Raw genomic sequence first — 22,243 nt, 5'->3', positions numbered from 1 at the left:
GAGGTAGTAAATGAAGTCTCTTTTATCGACGATGGCATTGCTGTTGGGCGTGGCCAGTTTGTCGGCCTGCACGGCAAAGGAAGTCAGTGTGCATGATCCGGTGATGGCCAAGGAGGGGGATACCTATTACGTCTTCAGCACGGGACCGGGTATCACCTTCTACAGTTCGACCAACATGAAGGACTGGAAGCTCGAAGGCCCCGTGTTCAAGGCCCCGCCGACGTGGGCCAAACGCGCGGCGCCGACTTTCGACGGCCATATCTGGGCGCCGGACGTGCAGTTCCATAACGGTAAATACTATTTGTATTATTCCGTGTCGGGCTTCGGTAAAAACACGTCGGGGATCGGCGTCACGGTCAACAAGACGCTCAATCCCCGCTCGCCGGATTACCGTTGGGTGGATCAGGGGATGGTATTGCAGTCGGTGCCGGCGCGGGACGACTGGAACGCGATCGATCCGAACATCGTCGAAGACGGCAAGGGCGGCGCGTGGATGTCGTTCGGTTCCTTCTGGAGCGGGCTGAAACTCGTCAAGCTGAACGCCGCCTGGACCGGGTTGGCGGAGCCGCAGGAGTGGCACGCGATCGCCAGCCGCACCGCCAACGCCGACGTTCCCGCCGGGGTGGAGGCGGGCCCCGGCGAGATCGAGGCGCCGTTCATCTTCAAGAAGAACGGTTATTATTACCTGTTCGCGTCGTTCGGTTTGTGCTGCCGCAAAGGCGACAGCACCTACCACGTCGTGATCGGCCGTTCGACGTCGGTGACAGGGCCTTATGTGGACAAGAAGGGTGTCGATATGATGAAGGGTGGCGGTTCGCTGCTGATCGCCGGCGACAAGGACTGGAAAGGCCTGGGCCACAACAGCGCCTACACCATGGATGGCAAGGATTATCTCGTGCTGCACGCCTACGAGACCGCTGACAACTACCTGCAAAAGTTGAAGATCATGGAAATGAAATGGGATGCGGACGGCTGGCCTACGGTCGACCAGGCGGATTTGAACAAATACCGCAGCACGCAGCTGCCGGCTAAATAATGGCGGCCGCCATACACAAGCCGGCACGCCGGCGCACCTTGCGCTACGCCGCCACCGCCATGGCGGCAGCGGCGGTTCCGCCGATGGCTGGCGCCGCCACGCGGGCCGGCGCTCCGGCGGCGGCCGACGCTCCGGCTCCGCTGCGGCTGTTCCCGCTGTCGGCCGTGCGCCTGACCGCCAGCCCGTTCCTGGACGCCCAGCAAACCGACCTGCGTTACATCATGGCGCTCAATCCGGACCGGCTGCTGGCGCCGTACCTGCGCGAAGCCGGCCTGACGCCGAAAGAGGCCAGCTACGGCAACTGGGAGTCGTCAGGGCTGGATGGCCACATGGGGGGGCACTATCTGACCGCGTTGGCGCTGATGTTCGCCGCCACCGGCGACGAGGAAGTCTTCAAGCGCATGAACTACTTCGTCGCGGAACTCAAACGCTGCCAGGCGAGCAACGGCGACGGCTACATCGCCGGGGTTCCCGGTGGCGCCGCCGCGTGGCACGATATCGCCCAAGGCAAATTGCAGGCCGACGGTTTTTCCGTCAACGGCAAGTGGGTCCCGTGGTACAACCTGCACAAGCTTTACGCCGGCCTGCGTGATGCCTACATTTACGGCGGCAACCAGGACGCGCGCGCGATGCTGATCGCGCTGTGCGACTGGACGCTGGCCTTGACCTCGCACCTGAGCGAGGAACAGATGCAGAACATGCTGCGCTGCGAGCATGGCGGCATGAACGAGGTGCTGGCCGACGTCTCGCAGATGACGGGCCAGCAAAAATACATGGACCTGGCGATCCGCTTTTCGCACCAGGCCATCCTGCGTCCGCTGGAGGATGGCGAGGACCGGCTCACCGGCCTGCACGCCAATACGCAGATCCCCAAGGTGATCGGTTTCAAGCGCATCGGCGACATCACCGGCCGGCGCGACTGGCAAAAAGCCGCGCAGTTCTTCTGGCAGACGGTCCACGATCACCGCACCGTCGCCATCGGCGGCAACAGCGTCAAGGAGCACTTCCACGACCAGAAGGACTTCTCGCCCATGATCGAGGAGGTCGAGGGCCCCGAGACCTGCAATACCTACAATATGCTCAAGCTCACCGGGCTGCTGTTCCAGGGCGATCCCAAGGCGAGTTACGCGGACTACTACGAGCGGGCGCTGTACAACCACATTCTGGGCTCGCAGCGGCCGCAAAGCGGCGGCTTTGTCTACTTCACGCCGATGCGTCCGAACCACTACCGCGTCTATTCGCAGCCGCAGCAGGGCATGTGGTGCTGCGTCGGCTCGGGCCTGGAGAACCACGCCAAGTACGGCGAGTTCATTTACGCGCATCGTGGCGACAACCTGTACGTGAACCTGTTCATCCCGTCGACGCTGGACTGGCGCGAGCGGGGCGTGACGATCAGGCAGTCCAACCGCTTCCCGGATGAAGCCAGCAGCACCATCACCGTCAAGGGCAACAAGACCTTCACGTTGAAGATCCGCTATCCCGAGTGGGTGGAAGCGGGCGCGCTGCGCATCGCCGTCAATGGCAAGCCGTTCGCCGCCAGTGTCGGCGCGGACCGCTACGTCAGCGTGCGGCGCCAGTGGCGCGACGGCGACAAGGTCGACATCGCCCTGCCGATGAAAACCCGGCTCGAACAGATGCCGGACAAGTCCAACTACTACGCCGTGCTGCACGGCCCCGTGGTGCTGGCGGCGAAGACCAATCCATTCCCGGACGAGAAGCTGAACTTCCTCGCCGACGATTCGCGCATGGGCCACATCGCCTCCGGGCCGGTAAGTCCGTTGCAGGCCGCCCCGGTGCTGGTCAGCGACAGCGCCGCCTTCGCAGGCCGCTTCAAGCCGGTGCCCGGCCTGCCGTTGACCTTCGTCGCGCCGGGACTGGTGCAGGGCAAGGAGGGCAGCACCGTCTTCGTGCCGTTCTTCCGCGTGCACGAGGCCCGCTACATGATCTACTGGCCGTATTCCACCGCGGCGGACCTGGCGGCCACGCGCGCCAAGGCGGCCGAGGACGAAGCGGCGCGCCTCGAGCTGGACGCGCGCACCATCGACCAGGTGGCGCCGGGCGAGCAGCAGCCGGAGTCCGATCACTTCTTCAAGGCCGAAGGCGGTGAATCGGGACTGGCCAAGGGGCGCCACTGGCGGCATGCGACCAGCTGGTTCAGCTACGACCTGACCGACAAGAAGTCCGAAGCCAAGGCCCTGCGCCTGACATATTCGAAAGGAGATGCCGGCCGCAAGTTCGATATCCTGATCAACGGCCAGCGGCTGGCGGCGGTGACCCTGGACGGCAAGGCGGCGCAGGACCTCTACACGGTGGATTACCTGATTCCGCCGGCGCTGGTGGCGGCGGCGGGCGGGAAGCTGGTGGTCAAGTTCGTGGCCCGCGACGGTTCGGTGGCGGGAGGCCTTTACGGACTCCGATTGTTGCGCTGATTGCCGCGCGGATCGATATCGAAACCGATATCGCAGTTGACCAAAATATCATTGGATAGATATTTGAGTTTCTCATAGTATGTGCTTTATAAATACACAAAAAACCATCTGGAGACCTTGCTATGACATGCAATCGCAGAACCGTACTCAAAGCCGGCGTCGCCGCCGCGATCGTAGCCACCTTCGGTAGCGTGGGTCCGGCCTTCGCGGCCAAACCGCTTGTCATCGGCTTCTCGCAAGTCGGCGCCGAAAGCGAATGGCGCACCGCCAACACCGTCTCGATCAAGGACGCGGCCAAGAAGGACGGCATCACCCTCAAATTCGCCGACGCCCAGCAGCGCCAGGAAAACCAGGTCAAGGCGATCCGCTCCTTCATCGCCCAGCGCGTCGATATCATCGCCTTCTCGCCGGTGGTCGAATCGGGCTGGGACACGGTCCTGCGCGAAGCCAAGGCCGCCAAGATTCCGGTCATCCTGACCGACCGCGCCGTCAACGTCACCGACCCGTCGCTGTACGTGACCTTCATCGGCTCGGACTTCATCGAAGAGGGCCGCCTGGCCGCGCGCTGGCTGCTGGAGCGCGCCAAGAAGACGCCCGACGCCACCTTCAACATCGTCGAATTGCAGGGCACCGTCGGCTCGGCGCCGGCGATCGACCGTCAAAAGGGCTTCGCCGAGATCATCGCCGGCAATCCGAAGCTGAAGATCATCCGCTCGCAGACCGGCGACTTCACCCGCACCAAGGGCAAGGAAGTGATGGAAGCCTTCCTCAAGGCCGAGGGCAAGAAGATCAACGTGCTGTACGCGCACAACGACGACATGGCCATCGGCGCGATCCAGGCGATCGAGGAAGCCGGTATGAAGCCGGGCAAGGACATTCTCGTCATCTCGATCGACGGCGTGCGCGGCGCCTTCCAGGCGATGGTCGCCGGGAAGATGAACGTGACGGTCGAGTGCAATCCGCTGTTCGGCCCACAGCTGATGCAGATCGCCCGCGACGTCGCCGCCAACAAGCCCGTCCCCAAGCGCATCACGGTGCAGGAAGGCGTGTTCCCGGCCGAGGTAGCGGCCAAGGAATTCCCGAACCGTAAATACTGATTGCCCCGGCGATGAGCGAATTAGCGCAAGCCGCGCCATCGACAGCGCCGGTGCTGGAGCTGCGCGGCATCAGCAAAGCCTTCCCCGGCGTTCAGGCCTTGAGCGGCGTGGCGCTGAACCTGTATCCGGGCGAGGTCCACACGCTGATGGGACAGAACGGCGCCGGCAAATCGACCTTGATCAAGGTGCTGACCGGCGTGTACGCGCCGGACCACGGCGAGATCCTGCTCGATGGCCGGGCCATCCACCCGAGCTCCACCCTCGACGCGCAAAACCTGGGCATCAGCACCGTCTACCAGGAAGTGAACCTGTGCCCGAACCTGTCGGTGGCCGAGAATATCTTCATCGGCCGCTATCCGCGCAAGTTCGGCGGCATCGACTGGCGCGGCATGCAGCGCCAGGCCGCCGAGCTGCTCGAGCGGATGCAGATCCGCATCGACGTCAGCATGCCGTTGGCGCACTATCCGCTGGCGATCCAGCAGATGGTGGCCATTTCGCGCGCCATGCTGGTGTCGGCCAAGGTGCTGATCCTCGACGAGCCGACTTCCAGTCTCGATGAAAAGGAAGTCGACCTGCTGTTCAGCGTTCTGCGCGGCTTGCGCGCGCAGGGCATGTCTATTTTGTTCGTCACCCACTTCCTCGACCAGACCTACGCCATTTCGGACCGTATCACCGTGATGCGCAATGGCGAGCGGGAAGGGGAGTACGCCTGCGCCGACCTGTCGCGGCTTGAACTGGTCAACAAGATGGTGGGCGCTCCCGCGACGGCGGCGCCGGAAGCCGCGCCGGCGGTGAACGACACCCCGGCCGCCGCCGCGCCGTCGAAACTCGCTGCCTTCCTCAGCGCCCGGGGCCTCGGCCGCAAAGGCGCGCTGGCCCCTATGGATATCGAACTGCGCCAGGGCGAGCTGCTTGGCCTGGCCGGCTTGCTGGGCTCCGGCCGCACCGAGGCGGCGCGCCTGCTGTTCGGCGCCGACAAGGCCGACAGCGGCGCCATCACCATCGATGGCAAGGAACACAGTTTTAATTCGCCGCGCGACGCCATCGCCGCCGGCATCGGCTTCTGCTCGGAGGACCGCAAGCACGAAGGCGCGATCCTCGACCTGTCGGTGCGCGAGAACCTGATCCTGGCGCTGCAGGCGCGCACCGGCTTGCTGCGCGCGATTCCGCTCAAGCGGCAGCAGCAGCTGGCGGAGGACTACGTCAAGGCGCTCGGCATCAAGACCGCCAGCATCGAAACGCCCATCGGCACGCTCTCCGGCGGCAACCAGCAGAAGGTGCTGCTGGCGCGCTGGCTGGCGACCGAGCCGAAAATGCTGATCCTCGACGAGCCGACACGCGGCATCGACGTGCGCGCCAAGCAGGAGATCATGGACTACGTGGTCAAGCTGTGCCGCAAGGGCATGTCGATCCTGTTCATCTCGTCCGAACTGCCGGAGGTACTGCGTTGCAGCGACCGCATCGTGGTCATGCGCGACCGTAAAACCGGCGGCGAATATCCGCGCGGCGCGCTCGATGAAACCTCGGTGCTGCAAGTGATCGCGGCGGAAGGGGCGCACGGATAATGAACAGCACAACCAATACCACCGGCGGCGCCGCGCGCGGCGCGCCCACCCAATCGCAAGTGCCCATGTTTGTGCGCCATCCGTTATTCCGGCCGCTGGCGGCGCTGGCGATCCTGCTGCTGATCGACCTGTTGCTGATTCCCGGCTTCTTCCACATCGAGATCAAGGACGGCCACCTGTACGGCAGCTTGATCGACATCGCCAACCGTGCGGCGCCGCTGGCGCTGGCCGCCATCGGCATGACCTTGGTGATCGCCACGCGCGGCATCGACATCTCGGTCGGCGCGGTGGTCGCCATCAGCGGCACGGTCGCCGCGATGCTGATCGGCGGCACCATGGTGATGAACAACGGCGTGCCCGAATACGTCGCCAATACGCCGATGGTGTGGGCGCTGTGCGCGGCCATGGGCGCGGCGCTGCTGTGCGGCGTCTGGAACGGCCTGCTGGTGGCCGGCCTGGGTTTGCAGCCCATCGTCGCCACGCTGATCCTGATGGTGGCCGGCCGCGGCCTGGCGCAGTTGCTGACGGACGGCCAGATCGTCACCGTCTACTACGAGCCGTTCTTCTTCCTGGGCAGCGGCTATCTGTTTGGCCTGCCGTTCTCGCTGTATATCGTCGCCGCCGTCTTCAGCGCCACCTTCCTGTTGATGCGCAAGACGGCGCTCGGCCTGTTCATCCAGTCGGTCGGCATCAACCCTGTCGCGGCGCGGCTGGCCGGCTTGAAGACCGCCACCCTGATCTTCTTCGTCTACCTGTTCTGCAGCGCCTGCGCCGGCCTGTCCGGCCTGATGATCAGCGCGAACATCAAAAGCGCGGATGCCAACAACGCCGGCCTGCTGCTGGAGCTGGACGCGATCCTGGCCGTCACCCTGGGCGGCACCTCGCTGGCCGGCGGTAAATTCAGCCTGGCCGGCAGCGTGATCGGCGCCTTGATCATTCAAACGCTGACCTACACCATCTACTCCATCGGGCTGCCGCCGGAAGTGAACATGGTCGTCAAATCGGTGGTGGTGTTCCTGGTCTGTATCTCGCAGTCGGCCGAATTCAAAACCATGTGGCGCCGCGTCTTCCCGGCCCGCTCGAAAGGAATCGCGTCATGAGCGCAACCGTCATGAACGGCGCCGCCGCCGGCGCCCATCCTTCGCGCTTGCGCGGCCTGACGTCGTCGCCGTATTTCACCTCGCTGGTGACGGTGCTGCTGCTGGTGCTGTTGCTGGTTGCCGGCGGCGCCGCCTACCCGGGTTTCCTGTCGCTGCAGGTGATGTTCAACCTGTTGATCGACAACGCCTTCCTGCTGGTGATCGCGGTCGGCATGAGCTTTGTGATCCTGTCGGGCGGCATCGACCTGTCGGTCGGCTCGGTGCTGGCGCTGACGACGATGATCTCGGCCTGGCTGCTGCAAACCTGGCATGTGCCGCCGCTGCTGGTGATCGCCATCTCGCTGGTGCTCGGCGCCGGCTTCGGCGCGGCGATGGGCGCCATCATCCATTACTTCAAGCTGCAGCCGTTCATCGTCACGCTGGCCGGCATGTTTTTGGCGCGCGGCCTGTGCTACCTGATCAGCATCAACTCGATCACCATCGACGATCCGTTCTTCGTCGCCATGTCGCAGACGCAGGTGCCGGTGCTGGGCGGCTTCCTGTCGCCGGGCGCGCTGATCGCGCTGGCCATGCTGGCCATCGCCATCTACGTGGCGCACTGCACGCCGTTCGGCCGCGCCATCTACGCCGTCGGCGGCAACGAGCAATCGGCGCTGATGATGGGATTGCGCGTGGCGCGCACCAAGGTGCTGATCTACGCGTTCAGCGGCTTTTGCGCGGCGCTGGCCGGGGTGCTGTTCTCGTTCTACATGCTGTCCGGTTACGGCCTGCACGCGCAGGGCACGGAGCTGGACGCCATCGCGGCGGTCGTCATCGGCGGCACCTTGCTCAGCGGCGGCTACGGCTATGTGGCCGGCGCGCTGTCCGGCGTGCTGGTACTGGGCACCATCCAGACGCTGATCGCCTTCGACGGCACCCTCAGCTCGTGGTGGACCAAGATCGTCATCGGCGGTCTGTTGTTTGTATTCTGCGTGGTGCAGCGCCTGATGGCGATCGGCGCCACGACAAAAAAATAAGATTTAACCCTGGAGAGAGCTTTGACTACATTGATGAAATTTGCCGCCATTGCAGCGGCGGGGGCGGTTTTTGCCGCCGCAAACGTGGCGCACGCCGCCAACCCGATACTTCCCAAGCTGTTCACGGCCGATCCGTCGGCCTATGTGGAAGACGGCACGGTCTACTTGTACGTCGGCGTGGACGGCGCCTCGACCACGGACAAAGACTATGTGATGAAGGAATGGCGCCTGTACAGCAGCTGCGACATGAAGAACTGGACCGACCGTGGTTCGCCGATCAAGCCGTCCGCCTTCAAATGGGCGATCGGCAAGGTCGACGCCTGGGCCGCCGACATCACCAAGCGCAATGGCAAGTACTACTTCTACGCGACCGTCGATCACGCGACCATCCCCGGCCGCGCCATCGGCGTGGCGGTCTCCGACAAGCCGGAAGGCCCGTTCGTCGACGCCCGCGGTTCGGCCCTCGTCACCAACAACATGACGCTGGAAGCGCCGATCGCCTGGGACGATATCGATCCCGGCGTGTTCGTCGACGACGACGGCCAGGCCTATCTCTACTGGGGTAACACGGTGCTCAAGTACGCCAAGCTCAAACCGAACATGACCGAATTCGATGGCCCGATCCACACGGTGGGCATGGACCGCTTCACCGAGGCGCCGTATCTGCACAAGCACAAGGGCACCTACTACCTGTCGTATTCGCGCGACTACCCGGAGACGACCGCCTACATGACCTCCGCCAGCCCGACCGGCCCGTGGCAGTTCCGCGGCGTGATCATGGAGAAGAACGCCAAGGTCAAGACCATCCACCAGGCGATCATCGATTTCAACGGCAAGAGCTACATCTTCTACCACAACGACAAGCTGCCGACCGGCGGCGAGTTCCGTCGATCGGTGGCGGTGGAGGAGTTCCAGTACAACGCCGACGGCACCATCCCGTTCATCAAGCAGACCAAGGAAGGGCCGACCGCCAATCCTAGTTCGGCTTGCAAGTGATATTGAAACGATCGATATTGACGTTATATTAATACCGATTGTGATATCATTTTCCTATGGATACTAATTCGAACTGGTTCCTGCGCGCGCGCCTCAAAACGCGCCAGCTGCTGCTGCTGATCGCGCTGGACGAACAACGCAACATCCACCGGGCCTCCGAAGACCTGCACATGACGCAGCCCGCCGCGTCCAAGCAGCTCAAGGACCTGGAGGAGATGCTCGGCGTGCAGCTGTTCGACCGGCTGCCGCGCGGCATGGAGCCGACCATCTACGGCGAGACGATGATACGCCACGCCCGCATGGCGCTGACCAGCCTCTCGCTGGCGCACGAGGACATCGTCGCCATCAAGGCCGGCCTGACCGGGCAGGTCGACATCGGCACCATCATGACGCCGGGGATCTCGCTGCTGCCGCAGGCGATCACGCGCACCAAGCAGGCCTCGCCGCGCCTGCGCATCGGCGTCGAGATGGAGCAGTCCAACATCCTGCTGGAGCAGTTGCAGCGCGGCCGGCTCGATTTCATGATCGGCCGCATTCCGGAGCGTCAAAGCGCCCAGGGGCTGAGCTACGAGGAGCTGGGCGACGAGCCGGCGTGCGCGGTGGTGCGTCCCGGCCATCCGCTGCTCAAGGCCCGCAACCTGCAGCTGCGCGACATCGCCGGGCAGCCGTGGATCCTGCCGCCGCAGGGCAGCATCCTGCGTGCGCGCTGCGAACTGATGTTCCGCCGCGCCGGCCTGGAAGTGCCGGGCAACGTGGTCGACACCACGGCGGTGCTGTTGATTAAACCGCTGCTGCAGCAGACCGACGCGCTCAACGTCATGCCGATCGCCGTGGCCAAGTATTACGAGTCGCAGGGGGTGCTCAACATCCTGCCGATCGAGCTGCCGTGCCGCATGGACGCTTTCGGCATCATCACGGTGGACGGCCATCTGATGTCCCCCGGCGCGGCGCTGCTGCTGCGCTATGTGCGGGAAGTGGCGAAGGACATCCACCAGATCCCGTAGATCGGCTAGGCGTTCATGGCCGCCATCTGGCGGCAGGTGTGCTCGCACGCCTCGCAGGCGCGCAGGCACTCCTCCATGCCATCGAGGTCGCGGCAGCTAAGGGCGCAGGCGTGGCACACGTCGGCGCACAAGCCGCACTGGCGGTCGGCGAACGGCGATCCGCTCAACTGCAGGTTGGCCGACAGCTCGCACATGGCGGCGCAGTCGAGCATCAGCCGCAGGTGGTCCGGCGCGACGTGGCGCCCGCCCATCTGCAGGCAGTGGGTCATTGCCGTTTGCAGGCAGGCTTGATGACAGTTGGTGCAGGCGTCGATACAGTCCTGCATGTTGGTGACGTCGTTCATGGCGGTCCTCTCTTTTCAAGGTTGTCCAAAACGCCATGGTAGGCCGCCGTGGCGGCGGCCTCTGTGCGCGTTCTCTCTTTATGGATTGTTGACTGGGTCAATCATATTGCGTATGCTGGGTCCATCCGATATCGAAGGGAAGGCCATGCGCGACACCTCATTTGACGACCGCATCGCCGCGGTGCGGTCGTTCAACCGTTTTTTCACGCGCCAGATCGGCGTGCTGCGCGAAGGTCTGCTGCACAGCGACTACACGCTCACCGAGATGCGCGTGCTGTACGAGCTGGCCAACCACGGCGACCAGCCGGCGGCCACGCTGGGGCGCGATTTGGGACTCGATCGCGGATACCTGAGCCGCATCCTGGCCAAATTCGAGAGTCAGGGGCTGGTGATCAAGGTGCCGTCGGCCACCGATGGCCGCAGCAGGCTGCTGCACATCACCGCGCAGGGACGCGCCTTGTACGAGCCTTTGGAGCGGCGCTCGCGCGACGAGGTTGGCGATTTGCTGTCGCGCTTTGAAGAGCCGGACCAGTTGCGCATGCTCGAAGCGATGCGCACCATCCAGGACCTGCTCGACAGCGGCGGCGCGCTGAAATACGCGCAGCCGTTCGTGCTGCGCGCGCACGGTCCCGGCGACATGGACTGGATCGCGCGCCGCCACGGCGCGTTGTACGCGGCCGAACAAGGCTGGGACGCCAGCTTCGAGACCCTGGTCGGCGAGATCTGCGCCGATTTCGAACGCCATTTCGATCCGGCGCTGGAGCGCTGCTGGATCGCCGAGATGGGTGGTGAGCGGGTCGGCTCGATCGCGGTGGCGCGCGGCGGCGAGGACGGCGTCGCCAAGCTTCGGCTGCTGCTGGTCGACAGCGCGGCGCGCGGCGCCGGCCTCGGTTCGCGGCTGGTGGACGAGTGCCACCGTTTCGCCAGGGCCGCCGGTTACCGCAAAATGCGTTTGTGGACGACCAACCAGCAAAAGGAGGCGCGCCAGATCTACCTGGGCAAAGGCTACGCGCTGGTCGCCGAGGAGCCGGTTCACGCCTTCGGCCAGGATATGGTCAACGAGACCTGGGAATTGACGTTGTAAGTTCGGATCGTCCGATTGCCTGCGGGGTGGGTTATCTGGCACTATTGCCGGATTGATCTGAATCGCGGGAGTCGTATGCAAAAGAGCAGGCTGACGGTGTGGTCCAAGCGGGTCTTGTTGGTGGCGGTGGGGTTGCTGGTGTTGGCGCTGTTGGCGGCCTGGCTGTATTTGCGCGGCAGTCTGCCGGCGCTGGACGGCACCCGGACGGCCGCGGGACTGGAGACCACCGCCAGCGTCGCCCGCGACGAGCGCGGTGTGCCGGTCATCAGCGGCGGCAGCCGGCTCGATGTCGCCTACGCCACCGGTTTCGTGCACGCGCAGGAGCGCTACTTCCAGATGGATTTGCTGCGCCGGGCGGCCGCCGGGGAGTTGTCCGAACTATTCGGCGCGCGCGCGCTGCCGATGGATAAGGCGCGCCGCTTCCATCGCTTCCGCGCCCGCGCCGACGTCGCCCTCAAGGCCATGCCGGCGCCGGACCGCGCGCTGCTCGAACGCTACGCCGCCGGCGTCAACGCCGGTTTGGAGGCGCTGAGCGTCAAGCCGTTCGAATACGCGCTGGTGGGCATGCCGCCACGCGCCTGGTCGGCCAGCGATTCGCTGCTGGTGATCTGGGCGATGTATTTCGATCTGCAGGGCGGCTTGCTGCCGCGCGAGTTGTCGCGCGGCTGGCTGGCCGAGAATGCGTCCGACGAGCAGCGCGCCTTCCTGGCGCCGGAATCGACGCAGTGGGACGCGCCGCTCGACGCCGAGTCGGTGCCGGGCGAACCCGCGCCGATTCCGGCGGCGGCGCCGGCGTGGTGGGGCAAGCCCGGGACGGCCGGCACCGCGCCGTTGTCGAAGATGGCGTCGGCGCCGTTGTCGGCCGAATGGTTCAACACCGTCGGCAGCAACAACTGGGCGGTGGCCGGCAGCCGCAGCGACAGCGGCGGCGCCATCGTGTCCGACGATATGCACCTGGGCATACAGCTGCCCACCACCTGGTACCGCGCGGCCTTGCGGTTCCCGGACGGGAAGGGCGGCCAGCGCAGCGTTGTCGGCGTCACCTTGCCCGGTACGCCGGTGGTGGTGGTCGGCAGCAACGGCCATGTCGCCTGGGGCTACACCAACAGCTACGGCGACTATCTGGACCTGATCGCGCTCGAAGCCGATCCCGCCAAGCCGGGGCAGGTGCGCACGCAGGCCGGCTGGGAGGCGCCGACGGTGCACCGGGAGACGATCCTGGTCAAGGGCGCGCCGGCCGAGACGCTGGTCGTGCGCGAAACCTCGCTCGGCCCGATCCGGGAGGCGATGGGCCGCAGCTACGCCGTGCACTGGACCGCGCACACGCTGGCCGCCGTCAACGTCAACGCGCAAAAGCTGGAAGGGGCCGATACGCTCGACCAGGCGCTGGCGATCGCGCCGACCCTGGGCATCCCGGCGCAGAATTTCGTCGGCGGCGACGACAAGGGCAACATCGGCTGGACCGTCGCCGGCCCGCTGCCGCGCCGCGCGCCGGCCGGCGCGGCGATCACCTATCCGCTGAGCGCCGACGACAAGGCCGGCGTGTGGGACGGCTGGCTGACGCCGGACGAATATCCGAAAGTGGTCAATCCCGCCAGCGGCCAGCTGGCCACCGCCAACAGCCGCCAGCTGGCCGGCGCCGGCGCGGCGCTGATCGGCGACGGCGGCTACGATCTGGGCGCGCGCACGCACCAGGTGCGCGAGGACCTGACGGCGCTGGGCGCGAAGACCGACGTCAAAAAAGTCTATGCGATCACGCTCGACGACCGCGCCGTGTTCCTGGCGCCGTGGCGCGACCGCGCCATCGCGGCGCTCGACGCCAAGGCCATCGCCGATCATCCGCGCCGCGCCGAGACGCTGGCGCTGTTGAAAAGCAGCTGGAGCGGCCGGGCCAGCGTCGACTCGGTGGGCTACCGCGTCACCCGCGCCTATATGTATGCGCTGTACGACATCCTGTTCGAAAACGCCGACCAGCAGATGGCCGCGATCGACCCCAAGGCCAACATGGCCGCCATCAGCGCGCGCTGGCCGGTGGTGCTGGCGCGCCTGCTGGACGCGCGTCCGCCCGGATGGCTGCCGCCGCAGTTCGCCGACTGGCAGGCCTTGCAGCTGACGGCGCTGGACCGCGTGATCGCCGACTTGACCAAGGATGGCCGGCCGCTGTCGGAGGCGACCTGGGGCCGCCGCAACATCGCCGCCAGCGCCCATCCGATGGCGTCGGCGCTGCCGCTGGTGGGCCGCTTCCTGAAGGTGGCGCCGGACATGCTGCCGGGCGACCAGCACATGCCGCGCGTGGCCGGGCCGACGTTCGGACAGTCCGAGCGCATGACGGTGACGCCGGGGCGCGAGCGGGAAGGCATCTTTAATATGCCGGCCGGCCAGAGCGGCCATCCGTTGTCGCCGAACTTCCTGGGCGGGCGCGAGGACTGGATCGCCGGACGCGAGTCGCCGTTGCTGCCGGGGCCGGCCAAGCACACGCTGACCTTCGTCAAATAGGCCAGTGCGGATAAGGCAGAACTAACCCGGCATGCCGATGCTCTAACCTGCAGGGCGCGGCGCGCGGTGCGTTGCGTCCCGGCACGGAGGAGGCGGCGATGGACGACGGACCGGCAATCTTGGGCATCAACCGGACGCAGGACGCCAGCGCGTGCCTGCTGCGCGGCTCGACGCTGCGGTGGGCGATACAAAAAGAGCGGCTCAGCCGCGTCAAGCACCACTGGGGCAGGCCGGGCGACGTGCGCGACTATTACGCCGCGCGCCTGCCGGGCCTGGACGAGCCGATCGACGTGCTGGTCGAATGCTATTCCTCCGACGCCGAGATCGACAAGCTGCCCGCCTACGAGCGCGAGCTGGCCGCCACCTTGCGCCTGGCGCCGCGCGCGCGCCGCGCGCGGATTTCCCACCACGTCGCGCATTTATATAGCGCCTTCCATCCGTCGCCGTTCACGCGCGCCGCCGTCATGGTGATCGACGGCCAGGGCAGCGCCGTCGCCGATTTCACCGAGCGCTGGGCCGACGCGGCCGCCGCGCCGGGCCACTGGCGCGAGGTATCGTCGTTCTATCTGGCGTCGCGCGACCACGCCGGGAGTATCGACTGCGTCGGCAAGCAGCTGTGGGACCGCGACGAGCGGCAGCCGGCCGGCCTTGGCATGTTCTATTTCATGCTGACCCAGGCGATCTTCCCCGGCGAGGGCAACGAGGGCAAGGTCATGGGCCTGGCGCCGTTCGGCGACCCCCACGCGCTGGCCATGCCGCCGCTCGACGTCGACGGCTGCAGGGTGTTCGTGCCCGACCGCTGGCGCGCGCTGCTGGCCGAGCGCCAGCGCTTTCGCTATGCGCCGTCGGGCGGCGGCGCGTTCCACGACATCGCCAATCTGGCCGCGGCCGGGCAGTACGCCTTCGAGGAGGCGCTGCTGCGGGTGGCGCGCTGGCTGCACGCGCGCACCGGCGCCGACCAGTTGTGCTTTGCCGGCGGCACCGCGCTCAATTGTTCGGTCAACGAGCGGTTGCTGAGCGAGACGCCGTTTCGTTCGCTGTTCATCCCGCCGACGCCGGGCGACGGCGGCACCGCGCTCGGCTGCGCGGTCTACGGCCTGACCGAACTGGCCGAGCGCCGCTGCGACTTCCGCTGGCGCGACGATTATCTGGGGCCGCCACCGGATGCCGCCGCGATCGAGGCGGCCTTGCGCGACGCGGACGATCTGCGGGTTGAGCGCTTCGACCAGGCCGGCGCGCTGTGCTCGCGCATGGTCGACCTGCTGGCCACCAACAAGGCGCTGGCGCTGTTCCAGGGGCGCAGCGAGTTCGGTCCGCGCGCGCTCGGGCATCGCAGCATCCTGGCCGATCCGCGCAGCGAACGGATGCGGGACTGGATCAACGCCCGCGTCAAGCGGCGCGAATGGTTCCGGCCATTGGCGCCGGCGGTGCTGCTGGAACGGGCCGGCGATTATTTCGACCTGATGCATCCGGCGCCGTTCATGCAGTTCGCGGTGCCGGTCACGCCGTTCGGCGCCGAGCGCCTGGGCGCCACCACGCATATCGACCGCAGCGCGCGCCTGCAAAGCGTGGGGCCGGACGACGATCCCTTGCTGCGCGCGCTGCTGCTGGCGTTCGAGGCGCGCACCGGCGTGCCGGTGCTGCTCAACACCTCGTTCAACCGCAAGGACGAGCCGATTGTCGAGACGCCGGCCGAGGCGTTGGAGACCTTCCGCGCCACGCCGCTGCACGCGCTGGCGATGCCGCCTTTCCTGGTGCGCAAACGGGTCGAACCCGATGCGCCGTTTTGAGGGCGGCGCGATGCATGCCGCCACCACCGCCGCTGTCGTCGCGGCCATCGCCGCCGCGAGCGCGCCATGATCCAGGCCTATCCCGCGCACGCCAGCGTGCTGCCCGGACAGCGGCTGGTGCTGCATGTGTCGACCGACCGGGCGCGCTTTCGTGTGCACATTTTCCGCTGTCGCGCGAAACTGCAGCCGGTATTGCGGTCGGACTGGCTGCGCGGCGAGCACGCGCCCGCGCTCGGCCCGGACCAGGACTGGAACTGGCCGGCCTACGAATTCGACATCCCCGGCGACTGGGACTCGGCCGTCTACTTCGCCTGCTGCGAGGCGGACGGCGCGCCGCCGCCGGCGCCATGGATGCCGGAGGCGGCGGCGCTGTTCGTGGTGCGGGGCGCGGCGCGCGGCGGCCTGCTGGTCAAGCTGCCGCTGGCGACGTGGCACGCCTACAACCACAGCGGCGGCGGCTGCTTCTACGACAATCCGCCGCGATCGACGCATCCGCCCGGCGCGCGGGTATCGCTGCGGCGGCCCGGCGGCGGCACCGGCGGCGCGGTGTTCGGCGCGCCCGATCATTACGACAACAGCTCGCCGCGCCAGAGCTTCGCGCACTGGGACGGGCGCTTCATCCGCTGGCTGCTGCGCCACGGCTACGAGCCGGAGTTCTGCACCGACTTCGATATCCACGCCGACCCGGATCTGTGCGGCCGCTACCGACTGCTGCTCAGCGCGGGCCATGACGAGTACTGGAGCGAGCCGGCGCGCGACCACGTGGAGGCGTTCATCGCCAACGGCGGCAACGCCGCCTTCTTCGGCGCCAATCTGTGCTGGTGGCGCATCCATTACGTCGACGACGGCCGGGCGATGGTCTGCCACCAGGGTGGACCGCAGGGCGCGCGCGACCAGTGGTGGCCGCGCGGCGGCGCCGGCCGGCCGGAGGACGCGCTGGGCGGCGCCAGCTACCGGCACGGCGGCGGCTGGTGGGACGGACCGCGCCGCGCGCTGGGTTATGTGGTGCGGGCGCCGGATCATTGGGCCTTCGCCGGCACCGGCCTGCGGCACGGGGACGTATTCGGCGCGCACACGCGGCCGCCGCTGGTGGGCTACGAATGCGACGGCGTGCCGCTGGTCGATGACGAAGCCGGCGGCGTGCCGCCGGCAGCCCCACCGCGCGTGGCACCCGACGCCGCGGCCCTCGGCACGCCCGGCACCTATGCACTGCTGGCCAGCTGCGTGCTGGGCGACGACTGGCAGGAATTGCCGGCCCGCGAGCGGCATGCCGCCAGGCGGGGCGTCCACGCGGCCTGCATGGGCATCTTCAGCCGTGGCGGCACCGTGTTCAGCGCCGGCACGACCGACTGGGCGCAGGTGCTCGACGGCGGCGGTGAGCCGCGTGTCGAGCGCATCACCGCCAACGTCATCGACCGGCTGCTGGCGCACGGGGGCGCGCGATGAAGCCGTCGCCGCTGCAGTGGGTGGGCGACGGTTCCGTTGCCGTTTTCCGCGCGCTGTATCTGGGCGACATGTTGTGCGCGGTGCCGGCGCTGCGGGCGTTGCGCGCGGCATTGCCCCGCGCCCGCATCGTGCTGGTCGGCCTGCCGTGGGCGGCGCAGTTCGCGCGGCGCTACCGCGCCTATATCGATGACTTCATCGCTTTTCCGGGGCATCCGGATCTGCCGGAACAACCGGCGCTGCCGTATGCGCAGGAGGAGTTTTATTCGCAGATGCGCGCGCAGGGCTTCGCGCTGGCGTTGCAGATGCATGGCAGCGGGGAGGTCAGCAACGGCATCGTCGGCGCGTTCGGCGCGCGGATGCAGGCCGGCTACGGTGCGGTCGGCAATTCCTTGTGCGAGGCGGTGCACTCGTTTCCCTATCCCCGGCACGGGCCGGAGCCGTTGCGCCTGCTGCGACTGGTGCGGTGGCTGGGCGCCGAGATCAGCAGTTGCCGCATGGAGTTTCCGCTGATGACGGAGGACTGGGACGAGCTGGCGCGCACCGGCGCCGCGCGCGGCCTGGGCGCCGGCAGTTATGCGTGCGTTCATGCCGGCGCGCGCACGCGCGACAAATGCTGGCCGCCGGCCCGCTTCGCCGAGGTGGCCGACCGGCTGGCCTTCGATCATGGATTGAAGGTCGTGCTGACCGGCTCGGCCAGCGAGGCGGATCTGGCCGACGCCGTGGCCGCGCACATGAGCGCGCCAGCGGTCAACGCCACCGTGCCGATGTCGGTGGGGGCGATGGCGGCGTTGATGCGCGGGGCGCGGTTGTTGGTGTGTAATGACACCGGGGTTTCGCATATCGCGGCCGGGTTGGGGTTGAGGAGCGTGGTTATTTTTAGCAAGGCCGATATCGGGCGCTGGGCGCCGTTGAATCGGCGCTTGCATCGCTGTATCCGCGATCCGGAAGGGTGCAAGTCGCAATTGGTGCTGGCGCAGGCGCGGGCGTTGTTGGCGGGGGCGGGGGCGGGTGATTCGGGGGCGCGGCGTTATGCGTCGTGAGCCGGCGGCGGAGCGGGCATGGCGGATTACGCTGCGCTAATCCGCCCTACGTGGTTCCGGGGTTTGCATGGGGTACGGAGTTTTTGCATGGGGTACGGAGTTATTTCGTGTCGCGGAAGAGTTCGAGGGCCAGCGCGATGACTTCGTCTTGCCCGACGTCGGCGACGAAACTGGCGTCGTGCGGGCAGCGCGTGTGCAGATTCTCCTCGCCGCACACCGGGCAGTGGATGCGCGTCGACAGCGCCGGCCGCAGCAGATGCTGCGCCAGCGGACACGATTCGATCATGTTGGTCAGCCAGAATATGCCGACCGCCGGTTTGTTCAGCGCCAGCGCCAGGTGCAGCGGCCCCGTGTCGTTGGAGACGATCAGCCGCGCCCGGTCGAGCAGGCCGCACAAGGCCGGCAGCGGCAGCCGTCCCGTCAGGTCGACCGGGCGATGGCGCATGTGCCCGACGACCGCCCGAGCCGTGTCCGCTTCGCTGTCGGTGGCGCTGATGACGATCTGCGCGCCGGCGTCCGCCAGCACGTCGGCGACCGCGGCAAACGCCGCCGGCGGCCAGCGGCGGCGCGGGTCGCTCGCGCCGGGATGCACGACCACCATGCGGGCGCCGGCAAGGCCGGGGAGGATCTGCGCGGCCAGCGCGCGGTCGGCGGCGGTGACCTCCAGCTCCGGCGACACCAGGTGGGGACGGGCGCCGGCCAGCGCGGCGATTTGCAGCAGCTCGACCCGCCGGTTCGCCAGGCGGCTGTAGACGATGGTTCGGTCGAGCTCCGGGGCGCCCGGCGTGGTGGCGCCGATGCTGACGGCGGCGCCCAGCGAGGCGACGAAGGCGTTCGAGTAGGCGCCGCCGCCATACATTTGCAGCGCGACGTCGATGCGCATATTGCGCAGCGCCGCCACCAGCTGGCGCGCCGACTCCGGCATCGGGGCGTCGGGCGCCGCGCCGATGCCCGGCAGCGGCGGCATGGCGATGACGTCGCTGACCGGTCCCGGCCTTCCATGCAGAAAGCCGGCGTGCCAGGGCTTGCCCAGCAGCGTGATGCGGGCGGCGGGATAGCTCGCCCGGAGCGCATGCAGCGCCGGCAGCGCGAAGATGTAGTCGCCGATCGCGTTCGGGCGCAGCACGACGATGTGGCGGACATCCGGCAGCAGCGAGGCCGACGGTTCCACCTGCGTTTGCGGTGTCGGCACGTTGCCGGCTTGCGCAAGGGATGGCAACGGCGCCGGATGCCTTGCCGGCAGCGACGCGCCCAGCGTCTCCGCGGTTGGCGCGGCCGGCGGAACGGACCTGGACGCGGGCGCGGCGGGCGTCGGCATGCGGACCTCAGTTTTGTCGGGGCTGGCCGCCGTCGCGCTGTGCCACCCCGGGCCGCCACAGCGCGTGCGGCGCATTGCAGGCGCGCCGCGTGATGGTGGTCGGCAGTTCCATGTGGTAGGCGCCGGACGGGATGATGCCGCAGCCGCCATAGCGGGCCATGACCTGCAACTGCGCTTGCGCGTCCTCGCCGCAGTGTTCGGCGGGCAGCAGGGGCCAGAAATCGAAGCCGCCGGCCGCGCGCAGTTTTGCCGTGTCGTACAACACGCATCCGCCGATCCACGCCACGCGGTAGCAGCGGCTGGTGGCGCGCGTCAGCCCCAGCCGGGCTTGCACATGAAACAGGTTGGCCGCGCTGTGCAGTCGGTGCCGCCGCCATGCCGGCCCGTCCGGCTCGATCAGCTCCGGCTCGACCGGCGTTTGCCAGAATTCGATGGCTTCGTCGTCCGGACGCGTGTCGCCGACGTAGCTCAGGCCGTGCAGCGCGCTGCCGACGAAGCCGCACCGCTGTTCGTCGATGACGGTCAGCAGGCGCTCGATCAGGTCGCGATCGAGCAGCACGTCGTCGTCCAGGTACAGGCAGTAGGGCGCGCGCACCCGCGACAGCAAAAAGGCGCGCTGCTCGGCCATGCCGCGCCGTGGCAGGTGGCGCGAAGCGCTTATTTCGTGCCCTTGCGCGATCAGGAAGCGCTGCGCGGCCAGGACCAGGGGCCGCTCCAGCGCGCCGTGGCCGTCGGACTGGTCGGAAATGACCACCCGCAGATGGGGCACGCTCTGCGCGGCCAGCGAGATCAACGTGGCGCTCAGCGCATGCGGACGGTTATACGTGGGCACCAGGACATCGACGGGCGCGCTCACGGTCCGCCTCCCGGTTCGACGGCGCTTGCCGATGGCCGGTACAGCCACGGGTTGAGCGTGGGATCGTTGTACATCTTGAACTGGCGGTAGACCTTGAAGCGGGCGACGCCGGCGACGGTTTCCCTGAGCAGGCGGTCCAGGCAGCCGGCCAGGTCGTCGCGCTGCGCCGTCAGACGGTCGAGCCGCGCGGCACACGCGGCCATGTGCGCCGCGCCGGCCTCGGCACGGTGCGCCTGCGCGCGCATGTGGAAGATCTTCAGCGCGAGGATGGACAGCCGGTCGACCATCGCGCCGGCCGTCTCGCTGCTCAGCCGCGCGCCGGACAACGGGCACGGCCATCGCTCCGACAGGCGCGTCAGCAGCGCCTCGTCGAGCGCCTCGACGGCATCGTTGCGCAACTGGTTGTGGCGGTCGATGGCGCGCTTGCTGGCCGCGATGACCTCGGCGCCGACGTCGGTGCGCCGGGCCCGGTCTTCCTCGCGCCACAGCAGGCGGTTGTGATAGTGGTTGGCGCGGATGGCGCTCCAGACCACGTCATTGCCGTCGTGGCGGGCGTCGTGGCGGGCGGCATCATCGTCTTCGGCGTGCTGGCGCCCCAGCGCCACGTCGTGAAAACGGACGATGTCGCCGGCGGCCGGCAGCTCGGGCGTGAACGCGTCCATCGGTCGCGTTCAGTGCCGGCGGCTGCCGGTGGTATCGTCGTCGCCGCGTTCGTCGTCGCCGCGTTCGGCGTGGTCCTGGGACGGACCCTTGAACGCGGCGCTGACGTCGGCCGGGGTCTGGAACTGCTGGTCGGGCAGCTGGTCCAGCGACGCGCAGACGCTGTCATCGGCGCCTTGTTGTTTGGCAGTCTGGATCAGCGTCCGTTTGTCGGTCGGATAGTCGACGCCTTTCAGATACTTTTGAATCTGGATCGGATTTGCGTGTGCCATATGGTTCTCCTGAATCTCCTTGATTGCCGACGCCGGGGCGGCATGCTGACTCCCGCCACGCCTGTTACGTATGACAGTCAGTTGGCCATCCGGTTCCAGATACGCGCGCCGCACCTCCGACAGATCGACAATTTCGTGCTCGCGCAACATCTCGTGCAATTCCTCGTCGGCGATCAGCTCGCGCCGCAGATTGCGTTCCAGCTTTTTGCCGTCGCGCACCAGGCATAGCGGCCGGGGCAGCGTGAAGCGCCGCACGGCCTCGAAATGGAAGCTCAGATAGTTGAGTAGGAAGCTCCAGCCGATGATGGTGCCGATCAACACCGCGCCGTCGGGCAGCGAACGGTATTCGCCGGCCATGGCGTTCTGCGAGGCGTCGGCGATGATGACCAACACCAGCAGGTCGCTCACGCCGAGCGCGCCGACGTCGCGGTGCACCACGAAACGGAACAGGCAAAACAGCAGCATGAAGGTCAGCGTGCCGCGAATGAACAGCTCGACCGGCGAGACGGTGAAGCCGAACAGGTGCGGCCAATCGATGGCGGGCATGGGCGGCCTCCTGGCGATGGCGCGGGCGAGCACCATCAATAGATCAAGGCGGCGGGGAAGTCAAAGGTGCGCGCGTCGATGGCACATCCGGCCGCGCGGCGTATGAGGCGGCGCAGAAGTGCGTCATGCGCGGCGGCGCCACATCCAG

Annotated in this window: 18 protein-coding genes; 13 read left to right on the top strand and 5 right to left on the bottom strand. The window is 67.3% G+C overall.

Going from position 1 to position 22,243, the window contains the following annotated elements:
- The first annotated feature begins 10 nt into the window (after positions 1–10).
- The 8 genes from JOD97_RS06860 to JOD97_RS06825 all read left to right on the top strand — a co-directional run bounded on the left by JOD97_RS06860 (position 11) and on the right by JOD97_RS06825 (position 10,243).
- Positions 11–1,036: an arabinan endo-1,5-alpha-L-arabinosidase gene (locus tag JOD97_RS06860; RefSeq protein ID WP_209714537.1), complete on the top strand. Its 1,026-nt coding sequence runs from the start codon at positions 11–13 to the stop codon at positions 1,034–1,036.
- The gene (locus tag JOD97_RS06855) at positions 1,036–3,465 is read left to right on the top strand and encodes a glycoside hydrolase family 127 protein (protein WP_308937225.1); all 2,430 of its coding nucleotides are present in this window, start codon (positions 1,036–1,038) and stop codon (positions 3,463–3,465) included. The genes JOD97_RS06860 and JOD97_RS06855 overlap by 1 nt, the downstream gene beginning before the upstream one ends.
- Positions 3,466–3,587: 122 nt before the next feature.
- On the top strand, positions 3,588–4,562 hold the full coding sequence (locus tag JOD97_RS06850) for an ABC transporter substrate-binding protein (protein WP_209714535.1): 975 nt from the start codon (positions 3,588–3,590) through the stop codon (positions 4,560–4,562).
- Positions 4,563–4,573: 11 nt separating this feature from the next.
- The gene (locus JOD97_RS06845; protein ID WP_209714533.1) at positions 4,574–6,127 is read left to right on the top strand and encodes a sugar ABC transporter ATP-binding protein; all 1,554 of its coding nucleotides are present in this window, start codon (positions 4,574–4,576) and stop codon (positions 6,125–6,127) included.
- A gap of 65 nt (positions 6,128–6,192) precedes the next feature.
- Complete coding sequence (locus tag JOD97_RS06840) at positions 6,193–7,227, top strand: ABC transporter permease (RefSeq protein ID WP_209717280.1); 1,035 nt, start codon at positions 6,193–6,195, stop codon at positions 7,225–7,227.
- Between the two features lie 11 nt (positions 7,228–7,238).
- Positions 7,239–8,243 carry a galactofuranose ABC transporter, permease protein YjfF gene (gene yjfF, locus JOD97_RS06835; protein WP_209717277.1) on the top strand — a complete coding sequence of 335 codons (1,005 nt, stop codon included), beginning with the start codon at positions 7,239–7,241 and terminating at the stop codon, positions 8,241–8,243.
- A gap of 33 nt (positions 8,244–8,276) precedes the next feature.
- A complete protein-coding gene (locus JOD97_RS06830) occupies positions 8,277–9,239 on the top strand; it encodes a glycoside hydrolase family 43 protein (RefSeq protein WP_209717274.1) in 963 nt (320 codons plus the stop codon).
- Between the two features lie 56 nt (positions 9,240–9,295).
- On the top strand, positions 9,296–10,243 hold the full coding sequence (locus tag JOD97_RS06825; RefSeq protein ID WP_209714531.1) for a LysR family transcriptional regulator: 948 nt from the start codon (positions 9,296–9,298) through the stop codon (positions 10,241–10,243).
- A 5-nt stretch (positions 10,244–10,248) separates the two neighbouring features.
- Here JOD97_RS06825 and JOD97_RS06820 read toward each other — a convergent pair whose 3' ends face one another.
- The gene (locus JOD97_RS06820) at positions 10,249–10,587 is read right to left on the bottom strand and encodes a four-helix bundle copper-binding protein (protein WP_229264209.1); all 339 of its coding nucleotides are present in this window, start codon (positions 10,585–10,587) and stop codon (positions 10,249–10,251) included.
- A gap of 145 nt (positions 10,588–10,732) precedes the next feature.
- Here JOD97_RS06820 and JOD97_RS06815 point away from each other — a divergent pair, with 145 nt between their 5' ends.
- From JOD97_RS06815 to JOD97_RS06795, 5 genes are all read left to right on the top strand, one after another.
- A complete protein-coding gene (locus JOD97_RS06815) occupies positions 10,733–11,671 on the top strand; it encodes a bifunctional helix-turn-helix transcriptional regulator/GNAT family N-acetyltransferase (RefSeq protein ID WP_209714529.1) in 939 nt (312 codons plus the stop codon).
- A gap of 75 nt (positions 11,672–11,746) precedes the next feature.
- Positions 11,747–14,167: a penicillin acylase family protein gene (locus JOD97_RS06810; protein ID WP_209714527.1), complete on the top strand. Its 2,421-nt coding sequence runs from the start codon at positions 11,747–11,749 to the stop codon at positions 14,165–14,167.
- Positions 14,168–14,265: 98 nt separating this feature from the next.
- Positions 14,266–15,957 (top strand): carbamoyltransferase C-terminal domain-containing protein, encoded by a 1,692-nt coding sequence (locus JOD97_RS06805; protein ID WP_209714525.1) that lies wholly within the window; start codon positions 14,266–14,268, stop codon positions 15,955–15,957.
- 66 nt (positions 15,958–16,023) lie between these two features.
- On the top strand, positions 16,024–17,403 hold the full coding sequence (locus JOD97_RS06800) for a N,N-dimethylformamidase beta subunit family domain-containing protein (RefSeq protein ID WP_209714523.1): 1,380 nt from the start codon (positions 16,024–16,026) through the stop codon (positions 17,401–17,403).
- A complete protein-coding gene (locus JOD97_RS06795) occupies positions 17,400–18,443 on the top strand; it encodes a glycosyltransferase family 9 protein (protein WP_209714522.1) in 1,044 nt (347 codons plus the stop codon). Before JOD97_RS06800 ends, JOD97_RS06795 begins: the two co-directional genes overlap by 4 nt.
- Before the next feature lie 100 nt (positions 18,444–18,543).
- On the opposite strand, the gene JOD97_RS06790 is transcribed toward JOD97_RS06795, so the two are convergent.
- The 4 genes from JOD97_RS06790 to JOD97_RS33160 are packed head-to-tail and all read right to left on the bottom strand — an operon-like array spanning position 18,544 to position 22,095.
- A complete protein-coding gene (locus tag JOD97_RS06790) occupies positions 18,544–19,761 on the bottom strand; it encodes a glycosyltransferase family 9 protein (protein ID WP_209714520.1) in 1,218 nt (405 codons plus the stop codon).
- 7 nt (positions 19,762–19,768) lie between these two features.
- The gene (locus JOD97_RS32585) at positions 19,769–20,617 is read right to left on the bottom strand and encodes a glycosyltransferase family 2 protein (protein ID WP_373999800.1); all 849 of its coding nucleotides are present in this window, start codon (positions 20,615–20,617) and stop codon (positions 19,769–19,771) included.
- Complete coding sequence (locus tag JOD97_RS32580) at positions 20,614–21,279, bottom strand: DUF4254 domain-containing protein (protein WP_229264208.1); 666 nt, start codon at positions 21,277–21,279, stop codon at positions 20,614–20,616. Before JOD97_RS32580 ends, JOD97_RS32585 begins: the two co-directional genes overlap by 4 nt.
- A 9-nt stretch (positions 21,280–21,288) precedes the next feature.
- A complete protein-coding gene (locus JOD97_RS33160; protein ID WP_308937224.1) occupies positions 21,289–22,095 on the bottom strand; it encodes a DUF2795 domain-containing protein in 807 nt (268 codons plus the stop codon).
- Positions 22,096–22,243 lie beyond the last annotated feature (148 nt).

The organism is Duganella sp. 1411 (assembly GCF_017833525.1).
GTDB lineage: Bacteria > Pseudomonadota > Gammaproteobacteria > Burkholderiales > Burkholderiaceae_D > Rugamonas.
The sequence above is the reverse complement of the archived record's forward strand: the minus strand, read 5'-3'. Positions and strand labels throughout refer to the sequence as shown.

What these genes read in the sequence shown, in the direction of transcription:
- JOD97_RS06860 (WP_209714537.1), top strand. Translation starts at nt 11, where the DNA reads ATGAAGTCTCTTTTATCGACGATGGCATTGCTGTTGGGCGTGGCCAGT.
- JOD97_RS06855 (WP_308937225.1), top strand. Translation starts at nt 1,036, where the DNA reads ATGGCGGCCGCCATACACAAGCCGGCACGCCGGCGCACCTTGCGCTAC.
- JOD97_RS06850 (WP_209714535.1), top strand. Translation starts at nt 3,588, where the DNA reads ATGACATGCAATCGCAGAACCGTACTCAAAGCCGGCGTCGCCGCCGCG.
- JOD97_RS06845 (WP_209714533.1), top strand. Translation starts at nt 4,574, where the DNA reads ATGAGCGAATTAGCGCAAGCCGCGCCATCGACAGCGCCGGTGCTGGAG.
- JOD97_RS06840 (WP_209717280.1), top strand. Translation starts at nt 6,193, where the DNA reads ATGTTTGTGCGCCATCCGTTATTCCGGCCGCTGGCGGCGCTGGCGATC.
- yjfF (WP_209717277.1), top strand. Translation starts at nt 7,239, where the DNA reads ATGAACGGCGCCGCCGCCGGCGCCCATCCTTCGCGCTTGCGCGGCCTG.
- JOD97_RS06830 (WP_209717274.1), top strand. Translation starts at nt 8,277, where the DNA reads ATGAAATTTGCCGCCATTGCAGCGGCGGGGGCGGTTTTTGCCGCCGCA.
- JOD97_RS06825 (WP_209714531.1), top strand. Translation starts at nt 9,296, where the DNA reads ATGGATACTAATTCGAACTGGTTCCTGCGCGCGCGCCTCAAAACGCGC.
- JOD97_RS06820 (WP_229264209.1), bottom strand. Translation starts at nt 10,587, where the DNA reads ATGAACGACGTCACCAACATGCAGGACTGTATCGACGCCTGCACCAAC.
- JOD97_RS06815 (WP_209714529.1), top strand. Translation starts at nt 10,733, where the DNA reads ATGCGCGACACCTCATTTGACGACCGCATCGCCGCGGTGCGGTCGTTC.
- JOD97_RS06810 (WP_209714527.1), top strand. Translation starts at nt 11,747, where the DNA reads ATGCAAAAGAGCAGGCTGACGGTGTGGTCCAAGCGGGTCTTGTTGGTG.
- JOD97_RS06805 (WP_209714525.1), top strand. Translation starts at nt 14,266, where the DNA reads ATGGACGACGGACCGGCAATCTTGGGCATCAACCGGACGCAGGACGCC.
- JOD97_RS06800 (WP_209714523.1), top strand. Translation starts at nt 16,024, where the DNA reads ATGATCCAGGCCTATCCCGCGCACGCCAGCGTGCTGCCCGGACAGCGG.
- JOD97_RS06795 (WP_209714522.1), top strand. Translation starts at nt 17,400, where the DNA reads ATGAAGCCGTCGCCGCTGCAGTGGGTGGGCGACGGTTCCGTTGCCGTT.
- JOD97_RS06790 (WP_209714520.1), bottom strand. Translation starts at nt 19,761, where the DNA reads ATGCCGACGCCCGCCGCGCCCGCGTCCAGGTCCGTTCCGCCGGCCGCG.
- JOD97_RS32580 (WP_229264208.1), bottom strand. Translation starts at nt 21,279, where the DNA reads ATGGACGCGTTCACGCCCGAGCTGCCGGCCGCCGGCGACATCGTCCGT.
- JOD97_RS33160 (WP_308937224.1), bottom strand. Translation starts at nt 22,095, where the DNA reads ATGCCCGCCATCGATTGGCCGCACCTGTTCGGCTTCACCGTCTCGCCG.